Annotated in this window: 16 protein-coding genes; 8 read left to right on the top strand and 8 right to left on the bottom strand. The window is 70.9% G+C overall.

Annotation, left to right across the window (positions count from 1 at the left end):
- Both PJ985_RS02005 and PJ985_RS02010 read right to left on the bottom strand, forming a co-directional pair.
- A complete protein-coding gene (locus PJ985_RS02005) occupies positions 1-1044 on the bottom strand; it encodes a phosphotransferase (RefSeq protein WP_443033388.1) in 1044 nt (347 codons plus the stop codon).
- Positions 1045-1116: 72 nt separating this feature from the next.
- Complete coding sequence (locus PJ985_RS02010; protein ID WP_271681716.1) at positions 1117-2778, bottom strand: protein kinase domain-containing protein; 1662 nt, start codon at positions 2776-2778, stop codon at positions 1117-1119.
- A 186-nt stretch (positions 2779-2964) separates the two neighbouring features.
- On the opposite strand from PJ985_RS02010, the gene PJ985_RS02015 reads away from it, so the two are divergent.
- Positions 2965-4629 (top strand): protein kinase domain-containing protein, encoded by a 1665-nt coding sequence (locus tag PJ985_RS02015; protein ID WP_271681717.1) that lies wholly within the window; start codon positions 2965-2967, stop codon positions 4627-4629.
- An 85-nt stretch (positions 4630-4714) separates the two neighbouring features.
- Here PJ985_RS02015 and PJ985_RS02020 read toward each other — a convergent pair whose 3' ends face one another.
- The 3 genes from PJ985_RS02020 to PJ985_RS02030 form a co-directional block, all read right to left on the bottom strand.
- Positions 4715-5539, bottom strand: a complete 825-nt coding sequence (locus PJ985_RS02020; protein ID WP_271681718.1) for a maleylpyruvate isomerase family mycothiol-dependent enzyme — start codon at positions 5537-5539, stop codon at positions 4715-4717.
- 284 nt (positions 5540-5823) lie between these two features.
- Positions 5824-7113 (bottom strand): M18 family aminopeptidase, encoded by a 1290-nt coding sequence (locus PJ985_RS02025; protein WP_271681719.1) that lies wholly within the window; start codon positions 7111-7113, stop codon positions 5824-5826.
- A 116-nt stretch (positions 7114-7229) separates the two neighbouring features.
- Positions 7230-9056 (bottom strand): acyl-CoA dehydrogenase, encoded by a 1827-nt coding sequence (locus PJ985_RS02030; RefSeq protein ID WP_271681720.1) that lies wholly within the window; start codon positions 9054-9056, stop codon positions 7230-7232.
- 166 nt (positions 9057-9222) lie between these two features.
- On the opposite strand from PJ985_RS02030, the gene PJ985_RS02035 reads away from it, so the two are divergent.
- The gene (locus tag PJ985_RS02035; RefSeq protein WP_271681721.1) at positions 9223-9747 is read left to right on the top strand and encodes an SseB family protein; all 525 of its coding nucleotides are present in this window, start codon (positions 9223-9225) and stop codon (positions 9745-9747) included.
- Positions 9748-9853: 106 nt separating this feature from the next.
- Positions 9854-10816, top strand: a complete 963-nt coding sequence (locus PJ985_RS02040; protein ID WP_271681722.1) for a pirin family protein — start codon at positions 9854-9856, stop codon at positions 10814-10816.
- 35 nt (positions 10817-10851) lie between these two features.
- Here the strand turns inward: PJ985_RS02040 and PJ985_RS02045 are convergent, their stop codons facing one another.
- Positions 10852-12942: an ATP-binding SpoIIE family protein phosphatase gene (locus PJ985_RS02045; RefSeq protein WP_271681723.1), complete on the bottom strand. Its 2091-nt coding sequence runs from the start codon at positions 12940-12942 to the stop codon at positions 10852-10854.
- Between the two features lie 118 nt (positions 12943-13060).
- Here PJ985_RS02045 and aspS point away from each other — a divergent pair, with 118 nt between their 5' ends.
- Both aspS and PJ985_RS02055 read left to right on the top strand, forming a co-directional pair.
- Positions 13061-14848 (top strand): aspartate--tRNA ligase, encoded by a 1788-nt coding sequence (gene aspS / locus PJ985_RS02050; protein WP_271681724.1) that lies wholly within the window; start codon positions 13061-13063, stop codon positions 14846-14848.
- A gap of 213 nt (positions 14849-15061) precedes the next feature.
- Entirely contained in the window at positions 15062-15847 is a 786-nt protein-coding gene (locus PJ985_RS02055) for a class I SAM-dependent methyltransferase (protein ID WP_271681725.1), read from the top strand.
- Here PJ985_RS02055 and PJ985_RS02060 read toward each other — a convergent pair.
- Positions 15828-17177: an MFS transporter gene (locus PJ985_RS02060; RefSeq protein ID WP_271681726.1), complete on the bottom strand. Its 1350-nt coding sequence runs from the start codon at positions 17175-17177 to the stop codon at positions 15828-15830. The genes PJ985_RS02055 and PJ985_RS02060 overlap by 20 nt on opposite strands.
- A 70-nt stretch (positions 17178-17247) precedes the next feature.
- On the opposite strand from PJ985_RS02060, the gene PJ985_RS02065 reads away from it, so the two are divergent.
- The 3 genes from PJ985_RS02065 to PJ985_RS02075 all read left to right on the top strand — a co-directional run bounded on the left by PJ985_RS02065 (position 17248) and on the right by PJ985_RS02075 (position 20719).
- Entirely contained in the window at positions 17248-18246 is a 999-nt protein-coding gene (locus tag PJ985_RS02065; protein WP_271681727.1) for a GlxA family transcriptional regulator, read from the top strand.
- A gap of 163 nt (positions 18247-18409) precedes the next feature.
- A complete protein-coding gene (locus tag PJ985_RS02070) occupies positions 18410-20038 on the top strand; it encodes an MFS transporter (protein WP_271681728.1) in 1629 nt (542 codons plus the stop codon).
- Positions 20039-20143: 105 nt separating this feature from the next.
- Positions 20144-20719 (top strand): flavodoxin family protein, encoded by a 576-nt coding sequence (locus PJ985_RS02075; RefSeq protein ID WP_271681729.1) that lies wholly within the window; start codon positions 20144-20146, stop codon positions 20717-20719.
- 28 nt (positions 20720-20747) lie between these two features.
- Here PJ985_RS02075 and PJ985_RS02080 read toward each other — a convergent pair whose 3' ends face one another.
- Positions 20748-22991 carry an ATP-binding cassette domain-containing protein gene (locus tag PJ985_RS02080; protein WP_443033389.1) on the bottom strand — a complete coding sequence of 748 codons (2244 nt, stop codon included), beginning with the start codon at positions 22989-22991 and terminating at the stop codon, positions 20748-20750.
- Between the last annotated feature and the right edge of the window lie 119 nt (positions 22992-23110).

The raw sequence follows: 23110 nt of genomic DNA on the forward strand, positions 1-23110 counted from the left end.
TCAGTCGCAGAAGGCGCTCCGCACGGCGGCGGCGTACCGGGTCCACCAGACGATCAGGGCGGCCGCGGCGGGGAACTGCGGATCGGCCCGGGTGTCCCGCAGCTCATAGTGCCAGCGCAGCATCCAGAAGTCGTTGAGGCGTTCCCACCACACCCGGTGCACGGCCGCTGACAGCTCGTCCCCGGGGGCTCCGGTGGCCTGCCGGTAGGCCCGGGCGTAGGCCCGGACCCTGGTCAGGTCGAGGCTGCCGTCCGGCCGGAGGAAGAAGATCGCGGCGGCCCGCACCGCCTCCTCGGCACGCGGCCGTATGCCGAGCCGGTCCCAGTCGATGATGGCCACCGGTTCGGCAGGGCCCTCGCGGCGGTAGAGCAGATTGAGCGGGTGGAAGTCGCCGTGCACCCACCCTGAGGCGGGCATCTGGGCGCGGTGCGGCCTGCGGTGCGCGTGCCGGAGCAGCAGCTCCCGGCGTTCCAGCAGCCGGTGCTCGGCCAGCTCGTCGAAGCCCGTGCGGCGTGACCGGAGCCGGATCCGGGCCAGCAGTATCTCGATCAGCTCCCGGGTGGACGCGGCGTCGGCCGCCTCCGCGCAGCGCACCCCGGCGGCCCGGTCCTCGGCACCGGTGATGACATGCTCCAGCCCGCGGTGCACCCGGCCGAGCAGCGCGCCGAGCCGCCGGCACTCGTCCGGAGTCAGCTCCCCGCCGCCGCGGTGCCGCCCCTCCACCCACGGGTACAGGGCGTAACTCCCGCCGCGGCCAAGCACCGCCACGGTGCGTCCCTCCCGGTCGGCGACCGGGGGTACCACCGGCAGTCCCAGCGCGGCGAGCGCGGTGGTGATCCCGTGCCGCCGCGCCAGCGGCACGACGGCCTCGGGATCACCGTCCAGATGGTGCTTGAGAAAGAACCGGCCCCGGGTGGTGACCACCCGGTAGCCCCGGTTGAGCAGACCTTCGGTGAGCGGTCGGCAGGCGAGCGGTTCGCCGGCCCCGAAGCGCTGGAACAAGGTGGTGAGGGTGCGCTCAGGAGGCGGCGCGAGGGTGGACAACACCGCCGCATCGTAGATCACTTCAGGGCATCGGACGGACGCGGAGAGTGTTGAGGGCTGCCGCCTGCGGGGTCAGGGGGTGGCGTTGCCGGCGGTGGCGCCGAGGTCCGCGGTTCCACCGGATGTCGGGCCTCCGCTGCCCTCGGTGCCACCGGGGTTGGCGCCGCCGGTGGGGTTGCCCTCGGTGGTGCCGCCGTCCCCGGGGTCGCCAGGGGTGCCTTCGTCCGCGCCCTCGTCGGCGCCGTCGTCGGCGCCGTCGTCCGTGCCCTCGTCGGTGTTGCCGTCGGTGTCGCCCTCGGTGCTGCCACCGTTGTCACCGCCGGTCGAGCCGTCGGAGGTGCCACCTCCGCTGCCCGTGCCGTAGCCCGGGTCGGACGGAGGTTCGTGTGTAGGTTCCCGGGTGCTCGGGTCGAAGAGATCGTCGGACGGACCGGTGTTGTTGTCGTCCGGCTCCTCCGGCTCCTCCTCCGGCTCCTCCTCGCCCTCCTCGGGAGCGGTCTCCGTGGGCACGGGGTCCTCCACCGGCGTGGTGTCGCCGTCGTCGCCGGTGCCGTTGGCCCAGAGGACGCCGGCGCCGATCGCGAACAGCGCGAGGACCGCCACCAGCAGGTAGCGGAGGCGGTTGTCGTTCTTCCAGCCGGGGCGGCCGTCGTCACCGTCACCGACCGGATTGCCCATCAGCATCGGGCGGAGCTCGTCGGTGGTCGCGTTCGGCCCCGGTCCGACGGCGGGCGTCCCCATCGCCGGGGTGTCCGCGGTGACCGAGCCGGTGTTCCACAGGCCGTGGGTGTGCGAGCCGTGCTCGGCGAGCATGCGCAGCGCGTACTGCACGACCCCGCGCATCTCCTCGGCGGACTGGAACCGGTCGTCCGGGTCCTTCGCCAGGGACCGCATGGCCAGGCCGTCAAGCTCCGGCGGTGCGTTACGGCTCATCTCGGACGGCAGCCGCGGGGTGTCCTGGACGTGCTGGTAGACCACGGAGAGCGGTGTCTCACCGGTGAACGGCGGCCGCTGGGCCAGCAGCTCGTAGAGCAGGCAGCCGACCGCGTAGAGGTCGGAACGCGCGTCCACCGCCTTGCCCAGGGCCTGTTCGGGCGAGAGGTACTGCGGCGTCCCCATGACCATGCCGGTCTGTGTCATGGTGCTCTGCGCGCCGTGCAGGGCACGGGCGATGCCGAAGTCCATGACCTTGACGTTGCCGGTGTCGGTGATGATGACATTGGCCGGCTTGATGTCCCGGTGGACGATGCCGTGCTGGTGGCTGTAGGCGAGGGCTTCCAGCACTCCGGAGACGATGACCAGCGCCTGGTCGACCGGGGTGTCCTCGGCTTCGTGCAGCAGCTCCCGGATGGTGCGGCCGTCGACCAGCTCCATCACGATGTAGGGCACGACGTTGCCCGCGAACCGTTCCTCGCCGGAGTCGTAGACCGCGACGACCGCGTGGTGGTTCAGGCCGGCCACGGACTGTGCCTCGCGGGTGAACCGTGCCTTGGAGACCGGGTCCTCCGCCAGGTCGGACCGCAGCAGCTTCACCGCGACGACGCGGCCCAGCCGTACGTCCTCGGCAGCGAAGACCTCGGCCATGCCGCCACGTCCGAGCCGGTACGTCAGCCGGTACCGTCCGTCACCGACGAGACCGTTGTTTCCCCAGTACTCGGGCGAGTCCGGCACCTCGGTGCCGGTCGCCTCGGGCTCGTCCGCGCCGGAGCCCGGAGCGCCTCGCTCCTGTGCCATCATTCCTCGCCATGCTCGCCGTATCGCTCAGCCATCAAACCCGGTTGGGTACCACCCTGCCAAGTCGAGTATGACGGTCCCGTCACGGTGCTCGGTGCAACCGGTCACGGAACGGACAACAAGCTTGACGCGTCCTACCGCTGAGGCAGACTTGGCGCCGACGCATGCCGCACAGGGGGAGCACAGATGAGTGATCAGGCCGCGCAACAGCCGGCGGACCACACGGGACGTGCCGTGGGCGGCGGGCGTTACCAGCTCAGGAGCCTGCTCGGCAGGGGCGGGATGGCCTCGGTGCACCTCGCGTACGACACCGTCCTGGACCGGCAGATCGCCGTCAAGACGATGCACGGTGAGCTGGGGCAGGAGGACTCCTTCCGTGAGCGGTTCCGGCGGGAGGCGCAGTCGGTCGCGAAACTGACGCACCCCAACATCGTGTCGGTGTTCGACACCGGTGAGGACATCCTCGACGGGGTCCCGGTCCCCTACATCGTGATGGAGTTCGTCGACGGCCGGCCGCTGCGGGATGTTCTCGACGAGGACATCGCGCGGCACGGTGCGATGCCGGCCGACAAGGCGCTGAAGATCATCAAGGATGTGTGCGCGGCGCTGGACATGTCGCACGAGATGGGTCTGGTGCACCGCGACATCAAGCCCGGCAACGTCATGCTGACCAAGCGCGGCGAGGTCAAGGTCATGGACTTCGGTATCGCGCGGGCGATGCAGTCCGGCGTCACCTCCATGACCCAGACCGGCATGGTCGTCGGCACCCCGCAGTACCTCTCCCCGGAGCAGGCCCTGGGACGCGGTGTCGACGCCCGCTCCGACCTGTACTCCGTGGGCATCATGCTGTTCGAACTGCTCACCGGCCGGCTGCCGTTCGAGGCCGACTCGCCGCTCGCCATCGCCTACGCGCACGTGCAGGAGGAGCCGCCGACTCCCTCCCACTTCAATTCCGCGGTGCCGCCCGCCGTGGACGGGCTGGTGGCCCGGATGCTGCGGAAGAACCCCAACGAGCGCTTCGCGGACGCCGCCACCCTGCGCACCGAGTGCGAGCGGGTCAGCGGGTCGCTCACCGGTACCGCACCGCAGATCACCGGTGCGGCGCCCGCGGCCAGCGGGGCTGCCGTCTCCCAGACCGTCTTCCCGCAGTACGGTGCCGCCACCCCGCCGCCGGGAGCCCACGTGCAGTCCCCGTACGCCCTGGGCTCCCCGCCGCCCGGGGCGGGGGCCTACGGCTACCCGCACCCTCCCACCGCCGTGCAGCAGGGCGTGCACACCCCGCCGCCCTACCACCTGAACCCCGCCGCTGCCCCCGCGGTGGCGGGCGGCGGAAAGGGCGGCGGCAACCGGAGCATGACGCTGCTGGTGGCCGCGGGCGTGCTGGCGCTCGTTCTGATCGCGGGCACCGCCATGGCCTACCTGCTGTCCGGTGGTTCCGACGACAGCCCGGAGGCCAAGGGGGACACCAGTGGCCAGAGTGGCGGCGCGGAGGACGTGGACGACGATCCGGAGCCGACGGACGACGACAAGCAGGAACGGGAGCCGCGCTTCAAGGAGGGCGACCCGGAGAAGACCATCGACCCCAAGGAATGCGTCAACGCCCGGGATCACTACAACGAGGACGAGCACCCGGACGCCATCGTCATGCCCGACTTCTACGACAAGCACTTCGCTTCGGTGAAGGAGTGCATCCGGCAGGCGAAGTGGATAGCCGAGTCCCCCGACCTGTACGAGGACGAGGTCCTCAAGGGCAAGGGCATGGTGGTGGATCAGTCCCCGAAGAAGTACGAGCCGTTCAACCCCGAAGAGGACAAGATCCAGCTCACCATCTCCACCGGCAACGAGCGCTGAGCCCTCGCGCCACGGCGCCCGCGGCCGCCGTGGCCCCCAGGGGCCGGCGCCGGGCCCGGCGCCCCGCACGCGGCGGTGCCGGGGATCAGGGTGTGACGGCGAAGTTCCCCAGAATGCGGCCGGCCAGCTCGGCGTCGCCCTCGATCTTGACCCGGTCGGCGACCTTCCGCGGCCGGACCCGTCCGCAGGCCAGCCGCACGTAGGTCTCCCAGTCGAGGGTCAGGGTGACCACCGGTCCGAGTGACGGGCTCTTGCTGACCGACCCCCTGCCCTCCTCGTCCACGCGGACCGTGCGGAGGAACTCCAACGGGCCGCTGACGTCGAACACGACGGCGGACTTCTTCGGCGCCCCCGCGTCCTTGGCGACCACCTTCGGCAGCCGGCTGAGCAGGATGTCGCGGGCGAGCTGCGCTCCCGGGGAGTCCAGGTTGCCCGGCTTGCCGAGGGCCCGCCGGATGTCCTGCTCGTGGACCCAGACGTCGAACGCCCGCAGGCGCATGAAGTCGGTGGCCGACATCTGCCCGAACACCGGGTTCGAGACGGTGCGCTCGGGGTCCCGCTTGTCGTTGCGGAGCTGCCGGGAGCGCCGAATGATCGTGTACTCGAGCTCGCTGGTCATCTCCGGAGCGGTGTGGTGCCGACGGACGTCGACCTGCACCTCCATGTACCGGCTGGTCTCGTCGGTGACGTGGTAGAGATCACGGGGCAGTGTGTGGATCGGGCGGGGGTCCCCGAGCGCCTCGCACTCACCGCCGATGACGTGCGAGACGAGGTCGCGTACGGACCAGCCGGGGCAGTCGGTCGGGCGGTTCCATTCACCTTCGACGAGGGGTGAGACGAGCTCGGATATCGCCTCGATGGACTGGGTCCAGGCCTCGATGGACGGCTGCAGGCTCGGGTGTTCGGTCACTGGACCCCTCGGGCGGTTCGTCGCTGGCTGAGTGCTCACACGTTACGCCCCCGTGAGGGCACCGGTGAACGCTTTCTGAGGTCAGATCCTAGGGGGCGCGGGGGTGTCAGTTCGAGGGGCCGGGGTGCGGAGCCGGGTTACTTCTCGGTGACGTGGCGAAACCCTCGGAGCGGCCCCGCCCCCGGCGGGGTACGGGCGGCCCGCCGCCGGCCTGCGGGCTCCGCTCGTCCGTCCTCCGGTCCGGGCCGCCGGGGTCCGTACCGGAGGGGCCGCGGGCCGGTGGCTCAGGGCCCGGTGAGGAACGCGGTCAGCGCGTTCGCCAGCAGGTACGGGTCGGCAGCACCGCACAGCTCCCGGGCGGAGTGCATCGACAGGATGGCGACCCCGATGTCCACCGTCGCGATGCCGTGCCGGGCCGCGGTGATCGGACCGATCGTGGTGCCGCACGGCATGGCGTTGTGAGAGACGAAGCTCTGCCACGGCACGCCGGCCCGCTCGCAGGCGGCGGCGAACACCGCTCGGCCCCTGCCGTCGGTGGCGTACCGCTGGTTGACGTTGACCTTGAGGATCGGCCCGCCACCCGCTCTCGGGAGGTGGTCCGGGTCGTGCCGCTCCGCGTAGTTGGGGTGCACCCCGTGGCCGGTGTCCGAGGACAGGCAGACGGAGCCGGCGTACGCCCGGGCCCGGTCCTCCAAGGAGCCGCCACGGGCGAGGACGGACCGCTCCAGCACCGAGCCGAGCAGCGGCCCGTCGGCGCCGGTGTCGGACTGGCTGCCGGTCTCCTCGTGGTCGAAGGCGGCCAGCACCGGGATGTGGGTGAGCTTCTCCCCGGCGGCTTCGGCGAGTGCGGCGACTCCGGCGTGCACGGAGAGCAGGTTGTCCAGCCGGGGGGCGGCGACCAGCTCGCGGTCCCTGCCGAGATAGGCGGGTGCTTCGACGCTGTGCGTCATGAGGTCCCAGCCGGTGACGTCCTCGGCCGCGACGCCCGCCTCCTCCGCGAGGAAGGCGATCAGCTCACCCCCGGTCGGCCGGCCCAGCCCCCACACGGGGGTCATGTGCTGCTGACGGTCGAGCTTCAGCCCGTCGTTCACCTGCCGGTCGAGGTGGATGGCCAGCTGCGGCACGCGCAGCAGCGGCCGGTCCACGTGCACCAGGGTGCTGCCGCCGTCGCGGAGCGACAGCCGCCCGGAAAGGCTCAGATCGCGGTCCAGCCAGGTGTTCAGCAGCGTGCCGCCGTAGACCTCGACGGCGATCTGCTTCCATCCGTGGCGGCCGGTGTCGGGCTGCGGCTTGACCCGCAGGTTGGGGGAGTCGGTGTGCGCCCCGACGATGCGGAACCCGGTGGCGGGTGTGGCGCCCTCCGGCACGTACCAGGCGATGATCGCGCCGCCGCGCAGCACGTACTTCCCGCCCGGGGCGCCGTCCCAGGCGTCCGTCTCCTCGACGCGCCGGAAGCCCGCCTTCTCCAGCCGTGCCGCGGCGTTGGCCACCGCGTGGTACGGGGAAGGGCTCGCGGCCAGGTAAGCCATCAGATCATCGGTGTGGCCGCGGTCGAAGCGGGACGGAGCATCCATGTGTCTCAGCATAAGGACACCTCACCCGGTGCACGGAGCGCGGCCCCGCCTCCCGGGGGGACGGGGGGGGGAAGGAGGCGGGGCCGCGCGTCAGGGGCCCGGTGGGGCGCAGGGGATCAGAAGGCGGACTCGTCCAGCTCCATGATCTCCAGGTCGGTGCCGTCGGCGGCGGCGCGCTCCACCGCGACGTGCGGCAGCACCTCGGCCGCGAAGTGCTTCGCGGCGACGATCTTGCCCTGGTAGAACGGGCGGTCCTTGTCCGAGGCGTCCGGCAGCTTCGCGGCGGCGACGGCCGCGCCCTTCAGCAGCAGGTAGCCGACCACGACGTCACCGGAGGCCATCAGGAAGCGGGTGGTGTTGAGGCCGACCTTGTAGAGGGACTTGACGTCCTTCTCGGTCTCCGCGAGGGCGGTGAGCAGGGTGCCGACCATGGCCTCCAGCTCACCGGCGGCCCGGCCCAGCGACTCCCTGGCGGCGGCCAGCTCCTCGCCGCCGGTGCCCGCGGCGAGGAACGACTTGATCTCGCCGGAGAGGGCGTTCAGCGCGGCGCCCTGGTTACGCACGATCTTGCGGAAGAAGAAGTCCTGGCCCTGGATGGCCGTGGTGCCCTCGTAGAGGGTGTCGATCTTGGCGTCCCGGATGTACTGCTCCAGCGGGTACTCCTGGAGGTAGCCGGAGCCGCCCAGGGTCTGCAGCGACTGTGCCAGCTGCTCGTAGGAGCGTTCGGAGCCGTAGCCCTTGACGATCGGCAGCAGCAGGTCGTTGAGGGCCTCTGCGTCGGAGGCGTCCTCGCCCGCGGCCTCCTTGATCAGCACCTCGTCCTGGACGGTGGCGGTGTAGAGCACCAGGGCACGCATGCCCTCCGCGTACGCTTTCTGCATCATCAGGGAGCGGCGCACGTCCGGGTGGTTGGTGATGGTGACGCGCGGCGCGCTCTTGTCCGCGAACTGCGTGAGGTCGGCTCCCTGCACCCGCTCCTTGGCGTACTCCAGGGCGTTCAGGTAGCCGGTGGAGAGGGTGGCGATGGCCTTCGTGCCGACCATCATCCGGGCGAACTCGATGATCTTGAACATCTGGCGGATGCCGTCGTGCTTCTCGCCCAGCAGCCAGCCCTTGGCGGGCCGGTTGGCGCCGAAGGTCATCTCACAGGTGTTGGAGACCTTCAGGCCCATCTTGTGCTCGACGTTGGTGGCGTAGACGCCGTTGCGCTCGCCCAGCTCGCCGGTCTCCCAGTCGAAGTCGTACTTCGGCACGACGAAGAGGGACAGACCCTTGGTGCCCGGGCCGTGGCCCTCGGGGCGGGCCAGCACGTAGTGGATGATGTTCTCCGACATGTCGTGCTCGCCGGACGTGATGAAGCGCTTGACACCCTCGATGTGCCAGGAGCCGTCCTCCTGCCGCGTCGCCTTGGTCCGGCCCGCGCCGACGTCCGAGCCGGCGTCCGGCTCGGTCAGCACCATGGTGGAGCCCCACTGCTTGTCGACCATGCACTGGGCGATCTTGTGCTGCTCCTCGGTGCCCTCGTCCTGGAGCACGCCGGCGAAGGCGGGGCCGGACGCGTACATCCAGATCGCCGGGTTCGAGCCGAGGATGGACTCGGCGAAGGCCCACAGGAGCGAGCGCGGGGCCACGGTGCCGCCGAGTTCCTCACCGATGCCGAGGCGCCACCACTCGGCGTCCATGTAGGCCTGGTAGCTCTTGCGGAAGGCCTCGGGAACGGGCGCCGTGTTGGTCTCCGGGTCGAAGACCGGCGGGTTGCGGTCCCCTTCCTGGTAGGACGCGGCGAACTCGTTCTCCGCCATGCGTGCGATCTCCGTCAGCACGCTCTTGGCGGTGTCGGTGTCCGTCTCCACGAACGGACCCGTGCCGTACACCTTGTCGCGACCGAGAACCTCGAACAGGTTGAACTCGATGTCGCGGAGATTCGACTTGTAGTGCCCCATGGACGACTCCGTACTTCTGCTGGGATTCAGGCGCGAAGCGCCTCGATGTGGGGTGGTGGCCGGAAGACGGACCAGACAGCTATCAGTAAGTAACCACCATCATGCTACCCACCGGTAATAAGAAGCAAGCGATGCAGGGCCCTGAGTAGTCAGTAGGCTTCCTCACATGTACGGCTATGACCAGAGCGGATACGCGGGGCAGTACGGTCAGCACGGCGGGCAGCAGGGCCAGCATCCGGGGCAGCAGCCCGCCTACGGCACGCAGCCGCCTCCGGTGGAGGGGTACGGCGCCCAGCAGCAGCCGATGTACGCCCAGCCCCAGCAGGGGTCGGCGCCGCCCTCGCTCACCGACGCGGTGCGGGCCTACACCTCCGGCGCGATGTCCACGGAGGAGTTCCAGGACATCTTCTGTGCCGCGAAGATCTACTGCCCCCGGGGGGAGAATCCCGGCTTCCTGGCGCTGCACACCACGCAGGAGCCGGTGATTCCGCTCTTCACCACGCTCAAGGAGTTGCGGCGCTACGCGGGGAAGGAGTCCCGCTACTTCACGGTGACCGGCGGGGAGGTGCTCGACCTGCTGCCGACCGGGTACGGCTTCGCGCTCGACATGGAGGGCGAGCACCGGATCGTGCTGGACGCCAAGGCGGCCGAGGAGATGGTCGAGTACACGATGCGCCGGATGTACGGCTGAGGGCTCCGTCGTCGTGCGGACCGCCCGGGCAGGCCCGGGGAATACGGACACCCCGGCTGGATGTTCACGGTTCAACTAAACTGACAGTCAGCCGAGAAGGAGTGCCATGCCTGCGATCACCGTGGAGAACCCCCTGACCCTGCCGCGAGTGGCGGCCCCGGCCGCCCCGTCGGCAGCCCGCCCGGTGCTCGCGGTCAGTACCGCGCCGACCGGCTTCGAGGGCGAGGGATTCCCGGTCCGGCGCGCTTTCGCCGGCATCAAGTACGAGTTCCTCGACCCGTTCATCATGATGGACCAGATGGGCGAGGTGGACTACGCCCCGGGGGAGCCGAAGGGGACCCCGTGGCATCCGCACCGGGGCTTCGAAACCGTCACCTACCTCATCGACGGCACCTTCGTTCATCAGGACTCCGAGGGCGGCGGCGGGGTGATCAACGACGGTGACACCCAGTGGATGACCGCGGGATCCGGGCTGCTGCACATCGAGGCGCCGCCGGAGCAGCTGGTCGTCAAGGGGGGTCTGTTCCACGGCATCCAGCTCTGGGTGAACCTCCCGGCCAAGGACAAGATGACCGATCCGCGTTACCAGGACATCGGCGGCGGCAACGTCAGGCTGCTGTCCACCCCGGACGGCGGTGGTCTGCTGCGGCTGATCGCCGGCGACCTCGACGGCCACCGGGGCCCGGGCTCCACCCACACGCCGATCGTGCTTCTCCACGCCACGGTCAGCCCGGGGGCGGAGATCACCCTCCCCTGGCGCCGGGACTTCAACGCCCTGGCCTACGTCCTGGCCGGCCGCGGCAGCGCGGGTCCGGAGCGGCATCCGGTCGAGATCGGGCAGACGGCCGTTTTCGGTGCCGGTGACAGCCTCACCGTCCGGGCGGCGGACCAGCAGGACGGCCACACGCCGAACCTCGACGTCGTGCTGCTGGGCGGTCTGCCGATCCGGGAGCCGATGGCCCACTACGGTCCCTTCGTGATGAACCACCGGGCTGAGCTGGCACAGGCCTTCGACGACTTCCAGGCGGGCCGGCTCGGCCGCATCCCGGCCCGGCGCCTCGAGGACTGACCACTGCCCCGGCCGGGCCGCCGGGCGCGCGGGGATCAGCCCGGAGGGCCGTCGGCGCCCGGGGGGTGCTCCGGCTCCGGGCCCTCGCGCATCTCGAACCAGGTCGACTTGCCGTGCCCTCTGGGGTCCACCCCCCAGGCGTCGGCGATCACCTCCATCAGCAGCAGGCCGCGTCCGGACGAGGCCATCTCGCCCGGCTCCCGCCGGTGCGGGAGGTCGTCGCTGCTGTCGGCGACCTCCACCCGCAGCCGGCGGCTGCCGCGCGGTCCGGTGACCTCGGCCACCATGAGCGCGGCGCTGTCGGTGTGCAGCAGGACGTTGGTCAGCACCTCGGACAGCACGAGGACCGCACCGTCCACCTGCTCCCGGTCCGCCCAGTCGTGCAGCAGGTCCGCCAGCTGGTGCCGGGCCTCGGCGATCCGGGCCGGCTCCGCCTGGTCGATGGACAGCACGGTGCGGCGCGGGGTTTCCCCCCACTGCTTCCGGCGGATCAGCAGCAGGGCCGAGTCGTCCTCGCGCCGGTCGGTGAGCGGCCCGCGCACGCGGTGGGACGGCGGGCCGTGCACGGTCTCGATCAGCGCGTCCGCCAGCAGTTCGAGGGTGTGCGCCGGATGGGTGTGGAGCACCCGGTGGAGCCGGGCCCAGCCGCTGTCCACGTCGTGGCCCCCGGTCTCCAGCAGCCCGTCCGTGTACAGCATCAGAACCTCGTGCGGTTGCAGTGCCATCCGGGTGGTGGGGTACGACCAGTCGGGAAGGACGCCCAGCGGGGGCCCGCCGGCCGTCGGCCGGGTCGCGGTGGTGCCGTCCTCCACCCGGACCGCGAGATCGGGGTGGCCGGCGCGGGCGACGTTCAGGGCCCCGGTGGGAGGATCGATCTCCAGGTAGAGACAGGTCGCGAAGCGCTCGTCGTCAGGGGACGAGATGCCCGAGAGGAAGCGGGAGGCGCGGGTGAGCACCGCGTCCGGCGGGTGGCCCTCCGCGGCGTAGGCACGCAGGGCGATCCGCACCTGGGCCATGATCGCGGCGGCGCGCACGTCGTGACCCTGCACGTCACCCATGATCACCGCGACCCGGCCCGAGGACAGCGGGATCACGTCGTACCAGTCGCCGCCGACCTGCAGGCCGCCGCCGGCGGGGACGTACCGGGCGGTGAGCTCCAGACCGGGTACTGCCGGGCTGCTCACGGGACGCATGGTGTGCTGCAGGTCTTCCGAGAAGGCGCGTTCCGTCTCGAAGACATGGGTGCGGGCCAGCGCCTGGGCGAGCATCCGGGCGACCGTGGTGAGGACCGAACGCTCGTCCGGGCTGAAGGTCACCTTGTGCGGGAAGGCAGCCATCCAGGCACCGATGGGCCTGCCGCCCACGGTGAGCGGCAGGTAGGCCCACGCCTGCCGGCCGAACGTGTGCACGGTCGCCCAGGCTCCCGGGTACCGCCGTTCGTAGTCCCCGGGGGACGGCAGGTAGACGGCCCGGCCGGTGCGGATGGCGTCGACTGCGGGGTACTCGTGCTCTCTGGTCAGGTGGAAGAAATCAGTGAGCCGCTGGAGCCCTTTGTCGCCCTTCCAGAAGTAGCCGTGATGCCCGAGCACCTCCAGCCGGTTCCCGTCGAGCCCGAACACGACCTGACCGCTGGGGGTGAAACCGGGCAGCGCGAGGCTGCTCGCCACCCGCAGCACCTCTGTCGTGGTGCGTGCCTCGGCCAGTGACCGCCCGGCGTCGAGCAGGAAGGCCTCCCGGGAGAGCCGCCAGTCGCCCGTCGCCTCGCTGCCGCTCCCCGGCTTCTCCGGCACCTCCACCATGGTGCCGACCAGGACGAACTCGTTGCCCTCGCCGCGTGCCCTGATCCGGACCCGTAGCCTGCGCCGCACGGTTCCATGGGTGTCGACGATGCGCATCCGGCCCTCGGCGGGGCGGTTCTCGGCTGTGGCGAGCGTCACGATCCTGGCGAGATCGATGAAGTCCTCCACGTGGATGCGGGCCCGGGCGTCGGACTCCGTGATGCTGGTCTCCTCCCCGGGCAGACCCACCAGGCCGGCCGCCACGGCGTCAAGCCACACCAGGCCGGTGGCGTGGTCCCAGCGCCACAGCCCGGTCCTGGAGGCGAACAGCACATCCTCGGTGCGCATATTGCCCCACTTTATGCTTGCCAGGTGACGGGCGGCGAGCAGGGGTGAGCCGGGGCGGTAGTCTGGGACGCCGTTTCCTTACCTCTCGTACCCTCCGCCCTGACGACTTGGATGAGCGATGCATCGGTACCGGTCCCACACCTGCGGCGAGCTGCGTTCCGCGGACATCGGCGAGGACGTCCGACTGTCCGGCTGGCTGCACAACCGCCGCAATCTGGGTGGCATCCTCTTCATCGACCTGCGTGACCACTACGGCATCGTGCAGTTGGTCGTCCGGCCCGACACCGCCGTCAACGAGCGGCTCAGCTCCTTGTCCAAGGAGAGCGTCGTGCGGATCGACGGCCGCGTCGTCGCCCGCGGCGCGGAGAACGTCAACCCGGAGCTGCCGACCGGTGAGGTCGAGGTCGAGGTCGGCGAGGTCGAGGTACTGGGCGGTGCCGAGCAGATCCCGTTCACGATCAACGCCGAGGACGGGGTGAACGAGGAGCGCCGGCTCGAGTACCGCTTCCTCGACCTGCGCAAGGAGCGGATGCACCGCAACATCATGCTGCGCTCCGCCGTGATCGCCTCGATCCGCCGGCGGATGACCGGCCTGGGCTTCAATGAGCTGGCCACCCCCATCCTGTCCGCCACCTCGCCGGAGGGCGCCCGGGATTTCCTGGTGCCGTCCCGGCTGCACGCGGGCAAGTTCTACGCCCTCCCGCAGGCCCCGCAGCAGTTCAAGCAGCTCCTGATGATCGCGGGCTTCGACCGCTACTTCCAGATCGCCCCCTGCTTCCGGGACGAGGACGCCCGCGCCGACCGCTCGCCGGGCGAGTTCTACCAGCTCGACATGGAGATGAGCTTCGTCGAGCAGGAGGATGTCTTCCAGGTCATCGAGAAGCTCATGACCGACCTCTTCGAGGAGTTCGGCAACGGCCGGCACGTCACCTCGCCGTTCCCCCGCATCCCGTTCCGGGAGGCGATGGTCCGCTACGGCACGGACAAGCCGGACCTGCGCGCGAAGCTGGAGCTGGTGGACGTCTCGCAGATCTTCGCGGGCTCCTCTTTCAAGGCATTCGCCGACAAGCACGTCCGCGCGCTGGCCGTCCCCGACACCGCCGGGCAGCCGCGCAAGTTCTTCGACCAGATGGGCGAGTTCGCCGTCGAGCACGGCGCCAAGGGCCTGGCCTGGGTACGCGTCGGCGAGAGCGAGGGCGACCGGCCGGTCCTGAGCGGCCCGATCGCGAAGTTCCTCACCGAGGACAACGTCGACGCGCTGCTCGGCGCCCTCGGCGCCGGCCCGGGCCACGCCGTCTTCTTCGGCGCGGGCGAGTTCGACGAGGTCTCCCGCATCATGAGCGCGGTCCGGGTCGAAGCGGCCAGGCGGGCCGGTCACTTCGAGGAGGGCGTCTTCCGGTTCTGCTGGATCGTCGACTTCCCGATGTTCGAGAAGAACGAGGACACCGGCGCGATCGAGTTCTCCCACAACCCGTTCTCCATGCCGCAGGGCGGCCTCGAGGCACTGCGGAGCAAGGACCCGCTGGACGTCCTCGCCTGGCAGTACGACATCGTCTGCAACGGTGTGGAGCTCTCCTCCGGCGCCATCCGGAACCACGAACCGGAGCTGATGTACGAGGCGTTCGGGATCGCCGGTTACTCCAGGGAAGAGGTCGAGCGGGAGTTCGGCGGGATGCTCCGGGCCTTCGCCTTCGGTGCCCCGCCGCACGGGGGCATCGCCCCCGGCATCGACCGGATCGTCATGCTGCTGGCGGACGAGCCGAACATCCGCGAGACCATCGCCTTCCCGCTCAACGGCAACGCCCAGGACCTGCTCATGGGCGCCCCGAGCGAGGTGGACGAATCCCGCCTGAGGGAGTTGCACCTCTCCCTCCGCAAGGCCCCGGCGCCCCCGCAACCCAAGTAGCCCGCGCACCCCGCGCACCCCGCGCACCAGCAAGGTCCCGCCCCGGTCTCCGGGGCGGGACCTTGCTGCTGTGCCGCTTGTTGCTGTGCCGCGCAGGCGTGCGCCCTGGGGAAAACAACGGTTGCGCACTGCGCGCGCCTTCTGGTGGTTCGCACCCATCTGGAGCAAGGTGGGGGTGACAGCCGCATACGGGATGTTTCACGGAGACTGCTGATGCCTGACCGATCCACCAAACTCCGGGCAAACCGGGCGAGCATCGCCCACAAGGCCCGGTATGCCGTCCGCAATCCGGCCAAGGTCGCGCCCTATCTGCGTCGCACCGCCCGGAACGCCGTGCTGCGGGTCAAGCACCGGGACCATGTCTCCTACTACCGGGCGGTGATGGCCTCGGACGCGGGGCGCAGCCCGGAGGCGGCGGTCGGCAGCCGCAGCCACGAACGGTGGCTGGCGCTGGGCGAGATGCAGTTCGACTACCTCAAGGGCCATGGTCTGAGCCCGGAGCACCGCATGCTCGACATCGGCTGCGGCAACCTCCGGGCCGGGTGGCGGTTCATCGACTACCTGGAGCCCGGTCACTACTACGGCATCGACATCTCGCCGGACATCCTCATCAGCGCCAAGCAGACCCTCACCGCCTATGCGTTGCAGGACAAGCTGCCGCACCTGACGATCACCGGCGACCTGACCCTGGACTTCCTGCCCAGCGAGCACTTCGACGTGGTGCACGCGCACAGCGTCTTCTCGCACTCCCCGATCGGGGTGATCGAGGAGTGCCTGTCCCACGTCGGCCGGGTCCTCACCCCGGACGGCTTCTTCGATTTCACCTTCGACCGGACGGAGGGCACCGAGCACCAAGTGCTGGGTGAGGATTTCTACTACCGCACCGAGACTTTGCTGGGCCTTGCCCGCCGGCACGGCCTGGAAGCCCGCTTCATGGACGACTGGGAGAAGCTGCCGCACGGTCAGTCCAAGATCCGCGTCACGCGGCGCGCCGGCTGATCATCATCACCAGCGGGACCGCCACCGCGCACAGGGCCCCGGATCCCACCCACACCGGGTCGTAGGAGCCGGAGAGGTCCCGCACCAGACCCCCGGCCACGGCCAGCACTCCCGCCCCGGCCTGGTGCGCGGCGAGCACCCAGCCGAAGACGATGGCACCGTCCCGGCCGTAAACCTGGCGGCAGAGCGCGATCGTCGGCGGCACGGTCGCCACGTCGAGCAGGCCGAACGCCACCGCGAAGAGCACCAGGGCCGGCGCCGGGACCGGACCCATCAGCAGCGGGAGCAGGAGCAGCGAGACGGCGCGCAGGCCGTAGGCGGCGGCGAGAATCCGCCGGGGATCGGCCCGGTCGGTGAGCCAGCCGGCGCCGACGGTGCCCGCCAGGGAGAACACTCCGATCACTGCCAGCAGGGAAGCGGCGACGGTGACCGGCATCCCGTGATCGTGCGCGGCGGGGGTGAAGTGGGTCCACATGATGCCGTTCGTCGAGGCCCCGCAGATCGCGAAGGTCCCGGCGAGCAGCCAGAACGGCCCGGTCCTGGCCGCCCGCAGCAGCACTCGCACCGCGCGGTGGGCAGCGCCGGGCACCGGCGCCGGCCGCGGTGCGGGCCCGGTCGCGCCGTAGGCGGGCACCCGCAGGTCCGCCGGGTGGTCACGCAGCAGCAGCCAGGCCGAAGGCAGCAGGGCCAGCGCGGCCAGGGCCAGGATGACCACCGCGGGGCGCCAGGACCAGCGGTCGACCACCCAGGCCAGGGCCGGCAGGAACACCATCTGCCCGAAGACGCTCGCCCCGGTCAGCAGTCCCGTCACCAGCCCGCGCCGCCGTACGAACCAGCGGTCGGCGAGGGTGGCTGCGAAGGTCATGGCGAGTGAGCCCGCTCCCAGGCCGACGAGCACACCCCAGGCGAGCACGAACTGCCAGGCGGCGGTCATGACGGTCGTCGCGGTCGCGCCCGCGACCAGCAGGGCCAGCGCCCCGGCGACGACCCGGCGGATCCCGAAGCGGTCCATGAGGGACGCGGCGAACGGTGCGATCAGCCCGTTGAGCACCATGTTCACCGAGACCGCCAGCCCGATCGTCCCCCGGGACCAGTCGAACTCCCCGTGCAGCGGATCCACCAGCAGCCCCGGCACGGTGCCGAACGCTCCGGCGACGACGATCGTCAGGCAGGCGACCGCGGCGACCCACCAGGCGGGAGGGATGCCCCCGCCGAGGAGCGGGCGAGTGCGGGCCGGTCCGCGCGGCGGGCCGGGAGGCTCCGGGCTGTCGTCCGGCCCTCGTGAGCCGAACGGGCCGGTGGCTGCGGGGAGATCGGTGTGCTGGGTCATGCCCCGATCCTCCGGAGCCCCGACCCGCCGCACGAGTGGCCGGAAGGACGACATGTGCAAGAATCGGGCCATGACTGTCTTTGTGTACCCCGGCCGTCACCGGGTCGCCGTCCTCGTCCGCCACGGCCTGCTGCCCATCGAGCTGGGCATCGTCCACCGGCTGTTCAACCAGGCCAGGGACGCCGACGGGCAGCCCCTCTACGAAGTCGTCACCTGTGGCCTGGAGGCCGGCCGGGTCCGCACCGACGCGGACTTCACGATCCAGGTCCCGCACGGGCCCGAGGCTCTGGCCGAGGCCGATACCGTGTTCGTCCCCGCCGCTTACGAGCACGACGAGACCCGCACCCACGGAAGTCTCGGTCCCGCTCTCGACGAGGCGGTGGGGCGCATCCGGGCGGGGGCCAGGATCGCCTCCATCTGCACCGGCTCCTTCGTCCTGGCGGCCGCCGGACTGCTCGACGGCCGCCGGGCCACCACCCACTGGGCGGCGACGGAGGAGTTCCGCGCGCTCTACCCCGCGGTATGTCTGGACCCGGATGTTCTCTACACCGATGAGGGTGACGTCCTCACCTCGGCGGGTGTCGCCGCCGGCATCGACCTGTGCCTGCACATGATCCGGGGTGACCACGGCGCGGCCGTCGCCAACGACGTCGCCCGGAACACCGTCGTTCCGCCGCACCGTGAGGGCGGTCAGGCCCAGTTCATCCTGCGGCCGGTGCCGCAGCCGCAGCTCTCCTCCACCGGCAGGGCGCGGGCCTGGGCGATGGAGCACCTGCACCGGCCGCTGACTCTGCGCGAGCTGGCTGCCCAGGAGTCGATGAGCGTGCGGACATTCACCCGCCGCTTCCGGGAGGAGGCGGGTATCTCACCGCTGCAGTGGCTGACCCGGCAGCGCGTGGACCGGGCCCGGCACCTGCTGGAGGAGACCGACCTGTCCGTCGACCGGGTCGCGGAGCAGTCGGGCTTCGGCACGGCGGCATCCCTCCGTCAGCACCTGCAGGCCACCCTCGGTGTCTCCCCGTCCGCCTACCGCCACACCTTCCGCGGCCGGCCGCTCGTCGACGCGTGACCCCGGGGCCGCCTCGGGGACGTGGCGGCGGGCGCCCGGCCGCGCGAAAACCACCGGACAGTTGTCACCCCGGGCAGCCAGTATGGGACCGGGACGCGCGCCACCCGTTCTCCTCACCCACCACCGCCTGCGGCCCTGCCGCAGGAGAACCGGAAGGATGTTCATGACCGGCCACGCCCCGCCCGGCACAGATCCCGGCACCGTTCCGAGGGCCGGCCGACGGGAGTGGGTCGGACTCGCCGTTCTGGCTCTGCCCACGCTGCTGCTGGCCCTGGACATGAGCGTGCTCCATCTCGCGGCCCCGCACCTGAGCGCCGACCTGCGGGCCGACAGCACCCAGCTGCTGTGGATCCTCGACATCTACGGCTTCATGATCGCCGGATTCCTGGTCACCATGGGCACCCTGGGGGACCGGATCGGCCGCCGCAAGCTGCTGATGGCGGGCGCCACCGCGTTCGGCGCCGCCTCGGTCCTCGCGGCATACTCCACCAGCCCCGAGATGCTCATCGCCACCCGCGCGCTGCTCGGCATCGCGGGGGCCACCCTGATGCCCTCCACCCTGGCGCTCATCAGCAACATGTTCGCGCACCCCCGGCAGCGGGCCACCGCGATCGGGGTGTGGGTGACCTGCTTCATGGCCGGTGCCGCCGTCGGCCCGGTCGTCGGCGGGGTCCTGCTGGAGTGGTTCTGGTGGGGCTCGGTCTTCCTGCTCGGCGTGCCCGTGATGGTGGTCCTGCTGATCGCCGCGCCGTTCCTGCTCCCCGAGTACCGCGACGCCGACGCCGGCCGGATCGACGCGATCAGCGTGGTGCTGTCGCTGGGCGCCATGATTCCGCTGATCTACGGACTCAAGGAATGCGCCAAACAGGACCTTGCCACCGGGCCCCTGCTGGCCCTCGTGCTCGGTGCCGCCTCCGGCCTGCTGTTCCTCCGTCGGCAGCGGACGCTGGCCTCGCCACTGATCGACCTCAGGCTGTTCGCCAACCGGGCGTTCGGCGCGGCGCTGGCGATCATGCTGCTCACCGTGCTGACGTCCGGCGGTGTGCTGCTGTTCTTCGTGCAGTACCTGCAGATGGTCGAGGGACTGTCCCCGCTCCAGGCAGGTCTGTGGATGCTGCCCTGCACCCTGACGATGATCGTCGGTGCTCTGGTGTCGCCCGTGGCGGCCCGCCGGATCCCGCCCGGTCAGGTGGTGTCCGCGGGACTGGTGGTCGCGGCGCTCGGCTACCTGCTGCTGACCCGGGTCGGCAGCGGCGACAGCCTCGGCACCGCGGTCGTCGCCGTGAGCGTCGCGTTCCTCGGCCTGGCACCCATGATGGTGCTCGGCACCGATCTGGTACTGGGCTCCGCACCACCGCAGAAGGCCGGCTCGGCGTCGTCCCTGTCGGAGACCGCCACCGAGCTGGGCATGGCCCTCGGGGTAGCGGCTCTGGGCAGCCTCGGTGCGGTCGTCTACCGGGACCGGACGGACGGCGCGCTGCCCGAGGGGCTCCCGGCGGGAGCCGAGGCCGTCGCGGCCGACTCCCTGCCCGGCGCGCTGGCCGTGGCCGGCGAGCTGCCGGCCGACCTCGCCGCCGCGCTCCTCGACCCGGCCCGCGAGGCGTTCACCGACGGGGTCGTCGCCGTGGGCTGGGCGTCCGCAGGTCTGGTGCTCCTCCTGGCCGTGCTCGCCGCCACCCTCCTCCGGCACGTCCGCCCCAGCTCGGACCCGGCGGCGGCCGGAGAGGCGGCAGCATCCGGCAGCGACCACCCGCCCGGCCACGACGCGCAGCTGGTCACCGGTCCCCACTGAGCTCCCGGTGCCGTCCCCGCGTCCCCGGGCGGCGTCCCGACACGGCGCTAAGCTGGAAGGCGTACGGCCTTCCCGGGAGGTTCCGGTACGAGGAGCTGAGACGTCATGCACGCCGTCATCGTGTACGAGAGCCTGTTCGGCAACACGCGCCGGGTCGCCGAGGCGATCAGTGAGGGCGTGCGGGAGGCCCACCCGGATGCCGAGGTCGACTGCCTGCGGGTGGACGAGGCGGACCCGGAGCGTGTCGCCGCCGCCGATCTCCTCGTGGTGGGAGGCCCGACCCATATGCGGGGCATGACCTCCCGGATGTCGCGGAAGATGGGGCGGACAGGCGAGAAGCAGGGCACGCCGGGAGAGCCCGGGAAGGGTCCTGAGCCGGGGGCGGAAGGTCCGGGGGCGGAAGGTCCGGAGGCAGAAGGGCCGGACGCGGAAGGCCCCGGAGTCCGCGACTGGTTCCACACCCTGCCCAAGGCCCGGAACGGTGCGCATGCCGCCGCCTTCGACACCCGCATGGGATCCGGGATGGCCGGTGGTGCGGCACGCGGCATCGCACGCCGGCTCCGCGGACACGGCTTCGCGCTGGTCGCCGACCCGGAGGGGTTCGTGATCCAGGATGCCGAGGGTCCGCTGCGGGAAGGGGAGCCCGGCCGGGCGAAGGAGTGGGGCGCTTCGCTGAGCTGATGCGCCCGGCCGGCTGTGCGGAGCCGCTTCACCCTTCGTCGGCCTGCACGTAGCGGCGCAGGTGCTGGGCGGTGAGGGTGTCCCCGGTGGCGACGAGCTCGGCCGGGGTGCCGGTGAAGACCACCTGACCGCCGTCGTGGCCGCCCCGGGGCCCGAGGTCGATCAGCCAGTCGGCGTGCGCCATCACGGCTTGGTGGTGCTCGATGACGATCACCGTGTTGCCGTCGTCCACCAGCCGGTCCAGCAGCGCCAGCAACTGGTCCACGTCGGCCAGGTGCAGGCCGGTCGTCGGCTCGTCGAGCACGTAGATCGCCGACTTCTCCGCCATGTGGATGGCGAGCTTGAGCCGCTGCCGTTCCCCGCCGGAGAGCGTGTTCAGCGGCTGCCCCAGACGCAGGTAGCTCAGCCCGACATCGGAGAGCCGGTCGAGGATGACGCGGGCCTGGCCGGAGGGGAAGAACGCGCGGGCCTCGGCGACCGACATGGTCAGGACCTCGCTGATGTTCTTGCCGCGCAGCGTGTAGGTGAGCACCTCCGGGGTGAAGCGCTTGCCCTCGCACTGCTCGCAGAGGGAGGCCACCCCGGCCATCATGGCCAGGTCGGTGTACACCAGCCCGAGGCCGTTGCAGTGGGAGCACGCGCCCTCGGAGTTCGCGCTGAAGAGGGCGGCCTTCACCCCGTTGGCTTTGGCGAAGGCGGTGCGGATCGGGCCGAGCAGCCCGGTGTAGGTGGCCGGGTTGCTGCGGCGGGAGCCGCGGATCGGCGTCTGGCTCGCCACCACCACCCCGTCCCGGCCGGCGAGGTATCCGTGGATCAGTGAGCTCTTGCCGGATCCGGCGACACCGGTCACCGCGGTCAGCACGCCGAGCGGGATCTCGGCGCTGACGTCCTTGAGGTTGTGCAGGTCGGCCCGCTCGATGGTCAGCTGCCCCCGTGGCGGGCGGACGGTCTCCCGCAACCGGGCGCGGTGGCCGAGGTGCCGCCCGGTCAGGGTGTCTGAGGCCCGCAGCCCTGCGAGGTCACCGCTGTAACAGATGTGGCCCCCGGCCGATCCGGCTCCGGGGCCGAGGTCGACCACATGGTCGGCGATGGCGATGACCTCGGGTTTGTGTTCCACGACGAGCACAGTGTTGCCCTTGTCCCGCAGACGCAGGAGGAGGCTGTTCATCCGCTGGATGTCGTGCGGGTGGAGACCGGTGGTGGGCTCGTCGAAGACGTAGGTGACGTCCGTGAGGCTCGAGCCGAGATGCCGGACCATCTTGACGCGCTGGGCCTCTCCTCCGGAGAGGGTGGAGGAGGTGCGGTCCAGGCTGAGGTACCCGAGGCCGATCTCCACCAGCGAGTCCAGGGTGTGCCGAAGTGTGGTCAGCAGGGGCGCGACCGAGTCGTCACCGATGCGGTGCACGAACTCCGCCAGATCGCTGATCTGCATGGCCGAACACTGGGCGATGCTGAGCCCGCCCACCGTGGAGGACAGGGCGGCGGCGTTCAGCCGGGTGCCGTCACAGGCGGGGCAGTCGGTGAAGACCACGGCGCGGTCCACGAAGGCCCGGATGTGGGACTGCATCGCCTCCCGGTCCTTGGAGAGATGAACCCGCTGGACCTTGGTCACCAGGCCTTCGTAGGTGATGTTGTTCGACCCCACCTTGATCTTGGTGGCGGGCTTGTGCAGAAAGTCCTCCCACTCGGCCGGGGTGAACTCCTTCAGCGGTACGTCGGGGGCGTACAGCCCGGACTGGGCCATGATCTGCCAGTACCAGGCGCCCACGGCGAAGCCCGGCGCGGTGATCGCCCCGTCGTTGAGGGAGCGGTCGCGGTCCACCAGCTGGTCGATGTCGATCTGCGACACCTGGCCGATCCCCTCGCACTCGGGACACATGCCCTCGGCGGTGTTGAAGCTGAAGGCGCTCGACGTCCCGATGTGCGGTGTGCCGAGCCGGCTGAAGACGATCCGCAGCATCGTGTAGGCATCGGTGGCCGTTCCGACGGTGGAGCGGGACGCGGCCCCCATCCGCTCCTGGTCGACCACGATGGCTGCGCTCAGATTGTGCAGGGCGTCGACGTCGGGCCGGCCGAGACTCGGCATGAACGACTGGACGAAGGCCGTGTAGGTCTCGTTGATCAGACGCTGCGACTCCGCGGCGATGGTGCCGAAGACGAGTGAGGACTTCCCCGAGCCGGAGACGCCGGTGAAGACGGTCAGCCGGCGCTTCGGGAGGTCGAGCGAGACGTCTGCCAGATTGTTCTCCCGGGCCCCGCGCACCTGGATCATGTGGTGGCTGTCCGCCGGTACCGGCTCGGGGCGTGACGGTGCGACAGACATGCGGGTCTCCTCGGGACGGTGTCGGGGGCCCGTCAGGGTAGTGCGTGGCTCTGACAGTCCGCCTGGAG

The organism is Streptomyces sp. ACA25 (genome assembly GCF_028200735.1).
In the GTDB taxonomy this organism is placed as follows: Bacteria; Actinomycetota; Actinomycetes; order Streptomycetales; family Streptomycetaceae; genus Streptomyces.